The 14,599-nt window shown below is 71.8% G+C and carries 14 protein-coding genes; 12 read left to right on the plus strand and 2 right to left on the minus strand.

Going from position 1 to position 14,599, the window contains the following annotated elements; genetic code table 11:
- Positions 1-4: 4 nt before the first annotated feature.
- The 11 genes from ACZ7LU_RS07225 (at position 5) to ACZ7LU_RS07275 (ending at position 11,603) form a co-directional block, all read left to right on the plus strand.
- Positions 5-1,210 (plus strand): cytochrome P450, encoded by a 1,206-nt coding sequence (locus ACZ7LU_RS07225; RefSeq protein WP_468084118.1) that lies wholly within the window; start codon positions 5-7, stop codon positions 1,208-1,210.
- 71 nt (positions 1,211-1,281) lie between these two features.
- Positions 1,282-2,397: a cytochrome P450 gene (locus tag ACZ7LU_RS07230; RefSeq protein ID WP_398298692.1), complete on the plus strand. Its 1,116-nt coding sequence runs from the start codon at positions 1,282-1,284 to the stop codon at positions 2,395-2,397.
- 8 nt (positions 2,398-2,405) lie between these two features.
- Positions 2,406-3,611, plus strand: coding sequence for a cytochrome P450 (locus ACZ7LU_RS07235; protein WP_471915971.1), 1,206 nt, complete (start codon positions 2,406-2,408; stop codon positions 3,609-3,611).
- Positions 3,612-3,642: 31 nt separating this feature from the next.
- Complete coding sequence (locus ACZ7LU_RS07240; RefSeq protein ID WP_471915972.1) at positions 3,643-3,855, plus strand: ferredoxin; 213 nt, start codon at positions 3,643-3,645, stop codon at positions 3,853-3,855.
- A gap of 88 nt (positions 3,856-3,943) precedes the next feature.
- Positions 3,944-5,506 (plus strand): tryptophan halogenase family protein, encoded by a 1,563-nt coding sequence (locus ACZ7LU_RS07245; RefSeq protein WP_468084123.1) that lies wholly within the window; start codon positions 3,944-3,946, stop codon positions 5,504-5,506.
- A 9-nt stretch (positions 5,507-5,515) separates the two neighbouring features.
- Complete coding sequence (locus ACZ7LU_RS07250) at positions 5,516-6,043, plus strand: flavin reductase family protein (protein WP_468084124.1); 528 nt, start codon at positions 5,516-5,518, stop codon at positions 6,041-6,043.
- A gap of 5 nt (positions 6,044-6,048) precedes the next feature.
- Positions 6,049-7,419: a cation:proton antiporter gene (locus ACZ7LU_RS07255; protein WP_468084125.1), complete on the plus strand. Its 1,371-nt coding sequence runs from the start codon at positions 6,049-6,051 to the stop codon at positions 7,417-7,419.
- 161 nt (positions 7,420-7,580) lie between these two features.
- Positions 7,581-8,171 (plus strand): hypothetical protein, encoded by a 591-nt coding sequence (locus tag ACZ7LU_RS07260; protein WP_468084126.1) that lies wholly within the window; start codon positions 7,581-7,583, stop codon positions 8,169-8,171.
- Positions 8,168-9,595, plus strand: coding sequence for a peptidoglycan-binding protein (locus ACZ7LU_RS07265; RefSeq protein WP_471915973.1), 1,428 nt, complete (start codon positions 8,168-8,170; stop codon positions 9,593-9,595). The genes ACZ7LU_RS07260 and ACZ7LU_RS07265 overlap by 4 nt, the downstream gene beginning before the upstream one ends.
- Positions 9,592-10,356 (plus strand): ABC transporter ATP-binding protein, encoded by a 765-nt coding sequence (locus ACZ7LU_RS07270; protein WP_398298676.1) that lies wholly within the window; start codon positions 9,592-9,594, stop codon positions 10,354-10,356. Before ACZ7LU_RS07265 ends, ACZ7LU_RS07270 begins: the two co-directional genes overlap by 4 nt.
- Positions 10,353-11,603 (plus strand): ABC transporter permease, encoded by a 1,251-nt coding sequence (locus ACZ7LU_RS07275; protein ID WP_468084131.1) that lies wholly within the window; start codon positions 10,353-10,355, stop codon positions 11,601-11,603. Before ACZ7LU_RS07270 ends, ACZ7LU_RS07275 begins: the two co-directional genes overlap by 4 nt.
- Before the next feature lie 204 nt (positions 11,604-11,807).
- On the opposite strand, the gene ACZ7LU_RS07280 is transcribed toward ACZ7LU_RS07275, so the two are convergent.
- Positions 11,808-12,812, minus strand: coding sequence for an MsnO8 family LLM class oxidoreductase (locus ACZ7LU_RS07280; RefSeq protein ID WP_471915974.1), 1,005 nt, complete (start codon positions 12,810-12,812; stop codon positions 11,808-11,810).
- 207 nt (positions 12,813-13,019) lie between these two features.
- On the opposite strand from ACZ7LU_RS07280, the gene ACZ7LU_RS07285 reads away from it, so the two are divergent.
- Complete coding sequence (locus tag ACZ7LU_RS07285; RefSeq protein WP_398298670.1) at positions 13,020-13,535, plus strand: lytic polysaccharide monooxygenase auxiliary activity family 9 protein; 516 nt, start codon at positions 13,020-13,022, stop codon at positions 13,533-13,535.
- A 12-nt stretch (positions 13,536-13,547) separates the two neighbouring features.
- Here the strand turns inward: ACZ7LU_RS07285 and ACZ7LU_RS07290 are convergent, their stop codons facing one another.
- Positions 13,548-14,579 carry a PAS domain-containing protein gene (locus tag ACZ7LU_RS07290; protein WP_468084135.1) on the minus strand — a complete coding sequence of 344 codons (1,032 nt, stop codon included), beginning with the start codon at positions 14,577-14,579 and terminating at the stop codon, positions 13,548-13,550.
- Positions 14,580-14,599: the final 20 nt, after the last annotated feature.

A 14,599-nucleotide genomic window follows, 5' to 3' on the forward strand; every position in this document is an offset into this window, starting at 1 on the left:
CTGAATGTCGAAGGCAGTGAGCACCTCCGCGCACACGCGCAGGAACGGACTGGAACCCGTACCCGAACTGACGGAACTCAGCGCCCGCACACCGCTCGTCGAACTGGACACCGGCGGGCGCGCCCCGGCCCGCCACTGGCTCGCCACCGGCTACGACGAGGTGCGGGCGATCCTCGGCGACGACCGGTTCAGCATGCTGCCGCTCGACGACGGCAGGGGCGGCGGGAAACCACAGATCGAGGTCGGCAACCTGCGCCAGTACGACCCGCCCGAGCACACCCGGCTGCGCAGGATGCTCACCCCTGAGTTCACCCTCCGGCGCATCCGCAGGCTGGAACCCTTCATCGAGGAGATCGTGGCGCACTGCCTCGACGCCCTGGAGGGCGCGGGGCAACCCGCCGACCTCGTGCGGCACTTCGCCTGGCCCATCCCCGGCCTGGTGGGCTGCGCACTGCTCGGCGTGCCCCGCGACGACGCGGCGGAACTCGCCCGCAACCTGAATATCAGCAGGACCGGCACCGGCTTCGGCCGGCACACCAGCCGCGAGCAGCGGGAGCGGCAGCGGGCGGCCGTGAACGCGTACATGATCTACATGCGCAGGCTCGTCCGGCAGAAGCGCCGCGACCCCGGCGACGACCTGCTGGGCATGGTGATCCGCCGGCACGGCGCGGAGCTCACCGACGAGGAACTGACGGGCATGGCCGCCGCCATCATGGGCTCCGGCCTTGAGGACATCGGCGGCATGCTGGGCCTCGGCCCGCTGGCCCTGCTGGAGAACCCCGACCAGCTCGCCCTGCTCCAGGAGCGGCCGGACCTGATCACCTCGGCGGTGGAGGAACTCATCCGCTACGTCTCGTCCGTGCAGAACGCCACACCCCGTACCGCCCTGGTGGACGTGACCGTCGGCGGGCACCTGATCCGGGCCGGCGAGTCCGTGATCTGCTCCCTGCTCGCGGTGAGCCGCACCCCGGTCGACGGCGTGCCGCAGGACACCCTCGACATCACCCGCGACAACTCCGGACACCTCGCCTTCGGACACGGCGTCCACCACTGCCTGGGTGCCGTTTTGGCCCGGGTCGAGCTGCGCATCGCGATCGCGGCCCTGTTCCACCGGTTCCCGAAGCTGAGCGTCGCGGTACCCGCCGAGGAAATCCGATTCCGCACCTGGACACCGAACTACGGAATAGACGAACTCCTCGTCCGGTGGTGAGACTTGGACATCCTTGACGGTTGTGCGGCACCGAATTCAGACTCGTAGGAAAGGGCGAAAGGATTCCGAGAATGCCCAAGCCATTGGACGAAACCGAACAGTCGCCGCTCGTCGAGATGACCCCGCCGGGAACCATGGAACGCGCCTGGCTCGCCACGGGGTACGAAGAGGTGCGGGCGGTGCTCGGCGACACGGAGCGGTTCACCACGCTGCCGCCCGCGGACACCATCGAGGACTCCCGACGCCTCGTCCAGCCCGGCAACCTGCTGCACTACGACCCGCCCGAGCACACCCGGCTGCGGAAGATGCTCACCGGCGAGTTCACACTGCGGCGGGTGCGCACCCTGGAACCGCTCGTCGAGAAGATCGTGACCGAGCGCCTGGACGCCATGGAGGGCGCCGAGCAGCCGATCGACCTCGTACCGCACTTCGTGTGGCCCACCACCAGCCTCATCGGCTGCACGCTGCTCGGCATACCCCGGGACGACCAGGCCGAACTGGCCCGCCACCTCGACACCAACCGCATCGACAACCCCGACCGGGAGCAGCGGGACGCGGCGGGCAACTCGTACCTGATCTACCTGAGCAAGTTCACCGCGCGAAAGCGCCGCGACCCCGGCGAGGACATGCTCGGCCGGCTCATTCAACGGCACGGCGCCGACCTCAGCCCCGCCGAACTGACGGGCACCGCCGCGACGCTCCTCGCCTCCTTCATCCAGAACGTGGGCGGCACCCTGGGCCTCGGCATCCTCGCCCTGCTGGAGAACCCCGACCAGCTCGCCCTGCTCAAGGAGCGTCCCGAGCTGATCGACCACGCGGTGGAGGAGCTGATCCGGAGCGTGTCGATCATCTCGCACGCCTCGCCCCGCACCGCCCTTGAAGACGTCACCCTCGCGGGCAAGACGGTCAAGGCGGGGGAGTCCATCGCCTGTTCCCTGCTCGGCGCCAACAACACCAGCTCGCCGGGGGAGCCGCAGGAGCCCATCGACATCACCCGCGACAACAGCCGTCACATGGCGTTCGGGCACGGCATCCACTACTGCCTCGGCGCACCGCTGACCAGGATGGAACTGCGCATCGCCATAGCGGAACTGCTGCGCAGGTTCCCCGAGGTGCGGCTCGCCGTGCCGCGCGACGAACTCCGCTTCACGTCGAAGGCCGTGGAGACGCTGCCGGTGGCCTGGTAAGGGGCGACATGCCGCACGAGACCGCAGCCGTACCGCTGCACACCCGCCGCACCCGCTTCGACCCGGCCGACGACCTGCGCCGCCTCGCCGCCGACGGGCCCGTCACCCGCGTCAGCCTGGCCCCCGGCGCCGGTGGCGAGCCCCTGTGGCTGGTCACGGGCCACGAAGAGGTGCGCAGGGTCCTCGGCGACCACGTCCGGTTCTCCACCCGCCGCCGCTTCGGCTCGCGCGAGCCGGCCGGCGAGGACGACCGGCGGCCCGACGAGGGCGTCGGACTCCTGATGGACTACGATCCGCCCGAACACACCCGGCTGCGGAAGATGCTGACGCCGGAGTTCACGGTCCGACGGATGCGCAGACTCCAGCCGCGCATCGAGGACATCGTCGCCGAGCGCCTCGACGCCATGGAGCGCGCCGGGCGCCCCGCGGACCTCGCCGAGCTGTTCGCGTCGGCGATCCCGGGGCTGGTGCTGTGCGAACTGATCGGCGTGCCCCGCGACGACCGCGACGACTTCCTGCGCCGCTGCCACGCCCACCTGGCGACCGGCAGCGGACGCCAGGAGCGCACCGCCGCCGGCTCGGCGTTCACCCGCTACCTCGCCGCACTGGTGGCCCGGCAGCGCAAGGACCCCGACGAGGGCTTCCTCGGCATGCTGGTGCGCGACCACGGAGGCGAGTTCACCGACAAGGAACTGCGGGGCATCTGCATCCTGCTGATGCTCGCGGGACTCGACAACATCTCCGGCATGCTGGGCCTCGGCGCCCTCGCGCTCCTGGAGAACCCCGGCCAGCTCGCCCTGGTGCGCGACGACCCGGCGGCCCTCGACCGCGCCGTCGAGGAACTGCTCCGCTATCTGTCCGTGCCGCACGCGCCGACGCCCCGCACCGCCGTCGAGGACGTGACGCTCGGCGGCAGGCTGATCAGGGCCGGGGACACCGTCGTCTGCTCGATCCCGCTGGCCAACCGCGACCCGGCACTGACCCCCGAGCCCGACCGGCTCGACGTGACCCGTGAACCCGTGCCGCACGTCGCGTTCGGGCACGGCATCCACCACTGCATCGGTGCCGCGCTGGCCCGGATGGAGCTGCGCATCGCCTACGCGGCGCTGCTGCGGCGCTTCCCCGGCCTGCGGCTCGCGGTGCCCACGCGGGACGTCGAGTTCCGCATCCGGTCGACCGCGTACGGCGTGGAGCGGCTGCCGGTCACCTGGTGAGCCCGGGACCACCCGGCGAGAGGGGCGAGAGATGGAGGTACGTGTCGACCGCGGCAGGTGCGCGGGCTCCGGCCTGTGCATGAGCTACGTACCCGCTGTGTTCGACCAGTCGGAGGACGACGGGAAGGTGCTGCTCAAGGCGGCACGGCCCGGGCCCGGTGCGGCCGCCGCGGTACGCGGCGCGGCCGCGAGGTGCCCGGCCGGCGCGATCACGCTGAGCGGTCAGGACGAACGCGACCGGTAGGCCGCGGCGGGTGCATCGGTACGCCGACACACCGGCGCATCGGTGCATCCGCGCACCGGTGCTCAATCATCAAAGTGGGGTGGGGGAAATGACGCATGCTCCTGTACGTAACGTCGTCATCGTCGGCGGGGGCACGGCAGGCTGGATGACCGCCGCGTATCTGACGGCGGCCTTCGGCGACCGGATCAAGATCACGCTGGTGGAGTCGGCGGACGTCGGCACCATCGGCGTCGGCGAGGCCACGTTCAGCGACATCAGGCACTTCTTCGAGTTCCTGGGCCTGGCCGAGCGGGACTGGATGCCCGCCTGCAACGCCACGTACAAACTCGCCGTCCGCTTCGAGAACTGGCGCGAGCCCGGGCACCACTTCTACCACCCCTTCGAGCAGCTCAGGTCGGTCAAGGGCTTCCCCCTCACCGACTGGTGGCTGCGCCACCCCACCACCGAGCGGTTCGACGTGGACTGCTTCGTGATGGCCTCGGTGATCGACGCCGACCGCAGCCCCCGCTACCTCGACAACCGCCTCCTGGAACAGGACTTCGTCGAGGGTGAGGCGCCGCCGAACACGATCGCCGAGTACCAGGGCGCGCAATTCCCGTACGCCTACCACTTCGAGGCGCACCTGCTGGCCAAGTACCTCACGAAGTACGCCACACAGCGCGGCGTGCGGCACGTCGTCGACAACGTGGTGGACGTCGGCCTCGACGAGCGCGGCTGGCTCTCCCACGTGCGGACCGCCGAGCACGGCCTGCTGGAGGGCGACCTCTTCGTCGACTGCACCGGCTTCCGCGGCCTGCTCCTGAACAAGGCGCTCGAAGAACCCTTCGTGCCGTACCAGGACACCCTGCCCAACGACAGCGCGGTCGCCCTGCAGGTCCCCATGGACATGGACAAGGACCCGATCCGCCCCTGCACGACGGCCACCGCCCAGGACGCGGGCTGGATCTGGACCATCCCGCTGATCAGCCGCATCGGCACCGGATACGTCTACGCGCGCGACTACATCGACCCCGACGAGGCCGAGCGCACGCTGCGCGAGTTCGTCGGGCCCGCCGCGGCCGACGTGCCCGCCAACCACATCCGGATGCGGATCGGCCGAAGCCGCCGCTCCTGGGTCAACAACTGCGTGGCCATCGGCCTGTCCAGCGGCTTCGTCGAGCCACTGGAGTCGACCGGGATCTTCTTCATCCACTACGCCATCGAGCAGCTGGTCAAGTACTACCCGGCGGCCGACTGGGACCGTTCGCTGCGCGAGCAGTACAACAGCGCCCTGACCCATGTGATGGACGGCGTACGCGAGTTCCTCGTCCTGCACTACCGGGGCGCGAAGCGGGCCGACAACCAGTACTGGCGGGACACCAAGACCCGGAAGGTGCCCGACTCGCTGGCCGAGCGCCTCGAACTGTGGGAGAGCAAGGTCCCCGACACCGGCACGGTCTACCCGCGCTACCACGGCCTGCCGCCCTACTCGTACAACTGCATCCTGCTCGGCACCGGCGGCATCCCCGTGAAGCCGTCACCCGCACTCGACCTGGTCGACGAGAAGGAGGCGCTCGCCGAGTTCCAGGCGATCAAGGACAAGGCGCGGTCGCTGGTGCGCACCCTGCCGACGCAGAACGAGTACTTCAAGCGCATGCGCGACGGGGTGTGAGCGAGGCACATGGACACCGAGTTCCGCGACATGATGGCGTCGTTCCCGACCGGCGTGTCGGTCGTGACGGCCCGGGACGACAGCGCGGAGCCCCGCGGGATGACGTGCTCCTCGCTGTGCAGCCTCAGCGTGAACCCGCCGACGCTCCTGACGTGCCTGCGCAGCGGCAGCCCGACCCTGGGCGCGGTGCTCGCCAGCGGCGCGTTCGCCGTCAACCTGCTGCACGGGGAAGCCGACTGGGTCGCCGCGCTCTTCGCCTCCGGCGCGCCCGACCGGTTCGACCGCGTCGCCTGGCGGCCGTCCCGCCGCACCCGCAGCCCCGCCCTGATCGAGGCCGCGCACGCCGTCGCGGAATGCACCGTCGAACGCACCCACCCCTCCGGCGACCACGTGATCGTCGTCGGGGCGGTGCGTTCCGTCGAGCGCTTCCGCCACGAGAGCGCGCTCCTCTACGGCTTCCGCAGATACAGCGAACTCTCCCCGGGCGTCCCGGCCGCGGCCGGTGAGCGGGGCGCCGGATCCAGACCCGGGAGGTGAACACGGTGCACAGCACCGGGCCGACCGCGGCCGCCGACCTGGTGTGGGCGGCCGCGCCCGTGCCGCCGATCGCGGCGCACGCCCTGCTGGTCTTCCTGCTGCAGGTCGGCGTGCTGCTGCTGCTCGCCATCATGCTCGGCAGGCTGGCGGCCCGCTGCGGACTGCCCGCGATCGTCGGGGAGTTGAGCGCCGGCGTCCTCCTCGGCCCCTCGCTCTTCGGCTGGGTGGCGCCGGACGCCGCGGCCTGGCTGCTGCCCTCCGATCCCGGGCAGGTCCACCTCCTCGACGCGGTCGGACAGCTCGCCGTGCTCCTCCTCGTCGGCCTCACCGGCATCGAGATGGACCTGCGGATGATCCGTCGCCGGGGCGCCACGGCGCTGCGCGTCAGCCTCGCGGGGCTCCTCGTGCCCCTCGCCCTCGGGGTCGGTCTCGGCTTCCCGCTCGCGCGGATGCTCGGCATCGGCGCGGCCGACCGGCAGATGTTCGCGCTCTTCCTGGGCGTGGCGATGTGCGTCAGCGCCATCCCCGTCATCGCCAAGACCCTGATGGACATGGACCTCATCCACCGCGACGTGGGCCAACTGACCCTCGCCGCCGGGATGATCGACGACACCTTCGGCTGGCTCATGCTCTCCGTGGTCTCCGCCATGACCGTCGGCGGACTGACCGCGGGCGTGTTCGCCGAGGCCATCGGCTCGCTCCTGCTGGTCCTCCTGCTCGCGCTGCTGATCGGCCGCCCGGTCGTCCGAAGAGCCCTGCGGCTGTGCAGGGGTTCGGACGAGCGGACCGTCTCGGCGGCCGCCGCTATGATCCTGCTCGCTTCGGCCGGCACCCAGGCACTCGGCCTCGAAGCGGTCTTCGGGGCGTACCTCTGCGGCATGCTCATCGGTTCGAGCGGGGAGTTCGACCGGGCCCGCACGGTGTCGCTGCGCATGGTCGTCCTCGCCGTCCTGGCCCCCGTCTTCTTCGCCACCGCGGGACTCCGCATCGACCTGCGGGCACTGCGGCACCCGCCGGTGCTCGCGGCCGCGCTGCTCGTCCTGGCTGTCGCGATCCTCGGAAAGTTCGCGGGCGCCTACATCGGGGCGCGGCTGAGCAGACTGAGCCGCTGGGAGGCGCTGGCACTCGGCGCGGGGATGAACGCGCGCGGCGTCATCGAGGTGATCGTCGCCATGGTCGGGCTGCGGCTCGGCATCCTCGACACCAGGACGTACACGATCATCGTGCTGGTCGCGGTGGTCACCTCCGTCATGGCGCCGCCGCTGCTCAAGGCCGCCATGAAGCGGATCGACTCCACGCAGGAGGAGGAGCACAGGCTCACGGCGTGGCGCGGCGCACCACAGGCCCGGGGCAGCCCGGAGCGCGCCGAGCCCTGACCGGCCCCCGCGCACCGGGGGCGAACCGGAACGGCCGCGCGCCCTCGGCACGCGGCCGTTCCGGCCTGCCCCGGCGCGCTCTGCGCCACCCATGGCGGCACTGTGCGGACGCCCGGCTTTGTGCCCGCCGTGTGACCGCCCGCCGCGTAAAAGTTGGGTCCATGTTCACCACACAGAAGCGGGCATTCGCCCGCAAGCGAACCATCGCACCCGTACTCGTCGCCGCATCCGCTCTCGTCACCGGGTCGCTCCTCACGGGCTGCTCGGGAGACTCCTCGGCCGCCTCGTCGGACAAGGACCCGTCCGCCTCCCCGACCAGCCCGTTCGACCAGGGCCTCGCGTACTCCAAGTGCATGCGCGAGAACGGGGCGGCCGACTACCCCGACCCGCAGCAGGACACGGGCGGCGTCAGGCTCACCCCCGGAGACGGGGTCGACGTGAACTCGGAGTCGTACAAGAAGGCCGAGGAGGCCTGCCGGGACAAGGCCCCGCAGGGCCTCGGCGGCGGGGGCGGGGGCAAGGCCCTGGACTCGAAGAAGGTCTCGGCGTGGGCCAAGTGCCTGCGCGAGAACGGGCTGGACAAGTTCCCCGACCCGGAGATCGAGGGCAGCAACATGAAGATCGACATCAACGGCACCGGCATCACCCCGGGCGGCCCTGAGTTCACCAAGGCCATGGGCGCCTGCCAGAGCAAGTACCCCGGTGGCGGCATGATGATGAACAACGGTCAAGGGGGAGGCGTCCCCGAGTGACCGGCCGCGACGAGACCGAAGCACCACCGCTCTCCGGCGAGCCGTCCGGCGCGCTGGAACGCCACGGATCCGGCGAGGTGTCGGCGAACCGTACCGGCGGCGCCGCGCTCGACACGACCGCCGCGCCGGACACCGCCTCCGAGCTGGAGACCGTCTCCGCGGAGAACCGCGTCTCCGCGGCGGGTGCGGACGAGGAGGAGCCACCGGCCGGCAGCGGCCGCAGGCGCCGCCCGCTGCGCACCTCGCTGATCGCGCTCGCCGCGATCACCGTGACCGCGGCGGCCGGCGTCGCCGCCACCGGCACCATCGGCGGCGACAGCGGTGACTCGGGGGGCTCCGCGCCCGCGGGCCCGCCGGCCACCGCGAAGGTGGAGCGCACGACGCTCACCGACACCGAGAGCGTCGACGGCAACCTCGGCTACGGCGACGCGACCACCGTGCAGGCCCCGGCCGCGGCGGCCGGCACGGGCGACGGACAGTCCGCGCAGTCAGGACAGTCAGGGCAGTCGGGCCAGTCCGATCAGTCGGGCCAGGAAGGAGCTTCCGGCGGCAGCGCGGGCGACGGCATCGTCACCTGGGTGCCCGAGGAGGGCACCGTCGTCGAGCGCGGCGAGACCGTCTACCGCGTCGACCAGCAGCGGGTCCCGCTCCTGTACGGCTCGTTCCCCCTCTACCGCACCCTGCAGTCGGGCAGCGAGGGGGACGACGTCGAGATGCTGGAGAAGAACCTCCGCGCCCTCGGCTACAAGGGCTTCACCGTCGACGAGACGTACAACTCCGCCACGGCCGAAGCGGTCAAGGACTGGCAGGACGACCTGAACCGCGAGGAGACCGGCACGGTACGGGCCGGGGACGCCGTGGTCGCCCCCGACGCCCGGCGCGTCGCGGACGTGAAGGCCTCGCCGGGCGCCGCCCTGAGCGGCGACGTCCTCTCCTGGACCGGCACCGAGCGGATCGTCAGCGTCGACCTCGACGTGCAGTTCGAGGACCTCGTCGAGAAGGGCACCAAGGCCACCGTCCAGCTCCCGGACGACAACACGGTCGAGGCCGAGGTGACGGACATCGGAACGCCGTCCACCGGGCAGAGCGACGATTCCGCGGGCGGCTCCGGCGACGCGGGTTCCGGGGAGTCCGACGACAAGGCCACCCTGCCCGTCGAGCTGACGGTGAAGGACCAGAAGGGTCTCGGCCGCTACCAGGCCGCCGCCGTCGAGGTCACGCTGAAGGCGGAGTCCCGCAAGGACGTCCTCGTCGTCCCCGTGGCCGCCCTGGTGGCACAGCGCGGCGGAGGGTACGCCGTGGAGGTCGTCACCGCCGACGGCACCGAGTACCGGCCGGTCGAGCTCGGCATGTTCGCCGACAGCAGGGTCGAGGTGTCCGGGAAGGGCATCAAGGAAGGCACCGTCGTGGGGGTTCCCAAGTGAGCCTGGCCAGCCGCGAGCTCCCCGCGCCCGCCACGGACCGGCAGGACCGGCCGGTGGTCGAGCTGACCGGGGTCTCCAAGACGTACGAGGACGTCGCCGCCCTGCGCGGCGCGGACCTCGTCATCCGGCGCGGCGAGCTCCTCGCCATCGTCGGCCCGTCGGGGTCGGGCAAGTCCACGATGCTCAACATCATGGGCACCCTGGACCGCCCCTCGTCCGGACGGGTACGCATCGACGGACACGACGTGGCCGACCTGTCCGACCGTGAACTGTCCGCGCTGCGGGCCGACACCATCGGCTTCGTCTTCCAGCAGTTCCACCTGGCGTACGGCGTACCGGCGCTGGACAGTGTGGCGGACGGGCTGCTGTACAGCGGCAGGCCGCGCGGCGAGCGACGCCGCCTCGCCGAGCGCGCACTGCGCAGGGTCGGCCTCGGCCACCGGCTCTACCACGAGCCGCACCAGCTGTCCGGTGGCGAGAAGCAGCGCGTGGCCATCGCCCGCGCGGTGCTCGGCGACCCGCCGCTGCTGCTCGCCGACGAGCCGACCGGCGCCCTTGACTCACGGTCCGGAGCGGTCGTCATCGAGCTCCTCCACGAGCTGCACGAGGCCGGGACGACCGTGGTGGTCATCACCCACGACCGGGACATCGCCGCGACCCTGCCCCGTGAGGTGCGCCTCAAGGACGGTCGGATCGAGCACGACTCGGTCGCGGGCGGCGGCTCCTCGTCCCTCGTTCCCCACCAGGAGGCCGTGCGATGACCGGCATCAAGGAGCTGGAGCGGTCCGCCGCTCCCGAACCCTCCGAACCCGTGCGGCGGCCCCGGCCGGCCCGGATGAACCCGGCCGACGTGCTGCGGGTGGGCGGCTCCGGCCTGCGCTCCCGTCCCATGCGGGTCTTCCTCTCGGCGCTCGGCATCGCCATCGGCATCGCCGCGATGGTCGGCGTGGTCGGCATCTCCACCTCGTCCACCGAGGACCTCAACCGCAGGCTGCAGGCCCTCGGCACCAACCTTCTGACCGTCACCCCGGGGCAGAACTTCAGCGGCGGGGAGGCCCGGCTCCCCGTGGAGTCGGTCGACATGATCGCCAACATGGACGACGTCGAGTCGGTCTCCGCCATCGGCAAGACCGACGCCAAGGTCTACCGCAGTGACCACACGCCCGAGGAGGAGACCGGCGGCCTCAACGTCTCGGCCGCCAGGACGGACCTGCCGAAGTCGGTCGGCGCCGAGATCGTCGACGGCCGCTGGCTCAACGCCGCCAACAGCCGCTATCCCTCCGTCGTCCTCGGCCCCAAGGCCGCCGAACAGCTCGGTGTCCACCAGGCGGGGGAGGACGTGAAGGTCTGGCTCGGCGGCCGCTGGTTCACCGTCGTCGGCCTGCTCGCCCCCAACGAACTTGTGCCCTCGCTCGACTCGTCGGCCCTCGTCGGCTGGACCGCGGCGGAGCGCGAACTGGGCTTCGACGGCTCCCCGACCACCATCTTCACGCGGGCCGAGGAGTCGGCCGTCAACGACGTCCAGGCCGTCCTCGGCGCCACCACCAACCCCGAGAGCCCCAACGAGGCCAACGTCTCGCGCCCCTCGGACGCGCTGGCCGCCAAGGAAGCCACCGACGACACCCTCAGTGGACTGCTGCTCGGCCTCGGCGGAGTGGCGCTGCTCGTCGGCGGCGTCGGAGTGGCCAACACCATGGTCATCTCCGTCCTCGAACGCCGCTCCGAGATCGGCCTGCGCCGCTCGCTCGGCGCGACGCGGGGGCAGATCCGCACCCAGTTCCTGGCCGAGGCGCTGCTCCTGTCCGCCCTCGGCGGCCTCGGCGGCGTCCTGCTCGGCATCGCCGTCACCGGTGGGTACTCCGCCTACCAGGGCTGGCCGTCCGTCGTCCCGTTCTGGGCGATGGCGGGCGGCGTCGGCGCCACGCTGGTCATCGGCGGACTCGCGGGGTTCTACCCGGCCGTACGCGCCGCCCGGCTGCCCCCGACGGAAGCACTGGCGACCACGTGAGCGCCTTCGCCCGAGCCCACCCCCGAGGGCCCTGGCGAAGCAGCCGCGAGGGCCACTGGGACCGCGGTGCTTCCGCTGGAACCGTCCCCCGTGCCACGGGGGCACCGCGCCCGTCCGCGCCGCCTCCGGGCCGATCCCGGACCGCGACGCGGGCGGGACCCGAGCGGTGAACCGGGGGAGCGGGGCCCGAGCAGCGGGACCTGCCTAGGCGTCCCCGGCCGGCGCAAGGCCCGCCACCCGCGCCAGCCGCCTGAAGGAGTCCAGCAGGCCGGCGCGGTCGTACGTACTGGTCGTCACAAGCACCTCCTGCGCGGCACTCTCCTTGATCACCCGCCGCAGCGCGTCCGCCACCTGCTCCTCGGTGCCGTACACATGGCCGCTCAGCCCCGACTCGTAGAAGCCGCGCTCCTTGTCCGTCATGGCCATCGCCTCCACGCGCTCGGCCGGCGGGAGCGGCGGGAACGTGCCGTGCGTCCGGGAGTACGCCATCGACCAGGCCTCCGGAAGCAGCAGGCGACGGGCGGCCTCCTCGCTCTCGGCCACCGCGACGGTGCCCGAGATCATGACGTACGGCTCGGCCAGCCACGGCGAGGGCCGGAACCCGTCGCGGTACCGCTCGATGCCGCGCAGCATCTTCTCGCGGCCCCGGAGGTCGCCGATGACCAGCGGCAGACCCGCCTCGGCGGCGATCGCCGCGCCCTCGCCCACGGCCAGGACGTACGGCGGGACGCTCAGGCCCTCGGCGGGGCGGGCCCGCACCCCCGTGCCGGACGTGCCGCGGAACCAGTCGAGCAGTTCGGCCAGCTGAGCCGCGAAGTCCTCGGCGTCGTGCTTGTCGCGCCCCAGCGCCTTGCGCACCCCGTCGGTGAAGCCCACCGACCGGCCGAGTCCCATGTCGATCCGGCCGGGGAAGAGCGATTCGAGCACCCCGAACTGCTCGGCCACGACGAGCGACTGATGGTTCGGCAGCATCACGCCGCCCGTGCCGACCCGGATGGTGCGGGTGGCCGCCGCGACGGCGGCCGCGAGGACCGTCGGCGCGGACCCCGCGACACCGGGCACACCGTGGTGTTCGGAGACCCAGAACCTGTAGTAACCGAGAGCTTCCAGGTCCTGGGCGAGGCGCACGGTGTCGCGCAGGGCCTCCGGACCGTCGTGCCCCTCACGGGTGCGCGAACGGTCGAGGACAGAGAACCGGACTGCTTCCACAGGAGACCCCTTCACCTGGCCGGAAACCAACCTTGACCGCGTCTGGCCGAAGTCTATGGTCTGGACTAATCGGCAGCCGCGAACCCCCGGCCCCGCTCGACCGCAACGCCCGCATCACCCCCACCATTCCCCACCCACTCGCTCACCCCCACGAGAGCACTTCACGCCGCACCCCCCCATGAAGCAGCGCCCCGTGAAGGAGTACGCATGGACAAGAAGCGGAAGATAGCCGCGGCGATCGGCGCCGGGATGGCCCCCGTCCTCGCCCTCACCCTGCCGACCGGTTCGGCCAGCGCGCACGGCTACGTCAACGCCCCCGCGAGCCGGCAGGCCCAGTGCGCCGCGCGCACGGTGCCCTGCGGCGACATCAAGTACGAACCGCAGAGCGTCGAGGGGCCCAAGGGCCTGCGCAGCTGCAGCGGCGGCAACGCCCGGTTCGCGGAGCTCGACAACGACAGCAAGGGCTGGAAGGTCAGCGACGTCAGCAGGACGCAGACCTTCACCTGGACGTTCACCGCCCGGCACCGCACCGCGAACTACGAGTACTTCGTCGACGGCACCAAGGTCGCCACCATCGACGGCGGCAACCAGCAGCCACCGGCGACCGTCTCGCACCAGGTCAACCTCGGCAACTTCACCGGCAGGCACAAGGTCCTCGCGGTGTGGAACATCGGCGACACCGCCAACGCCTTCTACGCCTGCATCGACGTCAACATCCGCTGACCGGCGGCCCCGTCAGACAGCGCTGAGCGGATGGGCCGCCGTGGCGGAGCGCGGCGGCCACGCGCACGGGGCCAGGATGCCGAGGACATAGGCGCGCGCGACGAGAGCCGGCCGGGTCGCCGCGCCCAGGAGCTGCCGCAGGCGGCTGAGGTGATAGTCGACCGTCTGCCGGGACAGCTTCAGCGACGTGGCGATGTCGCCGTTGCTGCTGCCCTCCGCCAGCAGGGAGAGGATGCGGATCTGCGCGGCGGTGAGCGACGGGTGGGCCTCGTGCGCGAGGCTCTGGTGGGTCACGACGGCCCAGACGTACCGGGCCCGTACGGCGGAGTGACCGATCGTCGTCAGATGGAGCCGCGCGCGGCGCCTGAGCCCCTGGGCGTCCACGAGCACCACGGACGTCTCCATCCGTCTGGTGCGGCGGGACAGCAGGCCTTGCCAGCGGCGGTGCAGCAGATCAAGCCCCGGCTCCGGGGCGAGCAGCGTGTGCGCGCGGCGGCCGACCAGGTCGTGCGGGTCGAGCCGGAACAGCTCCGCGGCCGCCGCGCTCGCCTCGACGACGCGCCCGTTCGCCGAGAGCAGCGCGCAGGGCAGCCCGCTGTGGTCGCGCAGAGCCTGCAGATTCTCCTCCGCCTCCTGCCACCGGACCGTGACGCGCGCCTGATCCGTGACGTCCACGTAGATCCCGGCGACGCAGGTCCGCGCGTTCTCCCGGACGGGGAAGCGGTGGCCCACCGCCCGGCCCGTGCTGCCGTCCCTGCGCCGGTAGCCGAGCGTGTGCCGCACCGGCGCGCCCCTGCTGAGGACCTCCTGGTCGAGGGCGCGGAACCGGCCGGCTTCGGCGGGCGCGTCGAGATCCTCGATGTACTTGCCGACGACGTCTTCCGGGACCGTGCCGTAGAGGTGCGCGTAGGCGTGGTTTGCCCACAGGTAGCGTCCGTCGCCGTCCCGTATGAAGGCGGCGGCCGGGGCGAGATCCACCAGGTCCGCGAAGCTGTGGGCCCGGCTCTCGCTCGGGGGAAGTGCCTTGAGGCTGGAATCGTCCACAGCGGTCTCCGTCCGTCGTC

It is taken from the genome of Streptomyces sp. NPDC039462 (genome assembly GCF_055639375.1).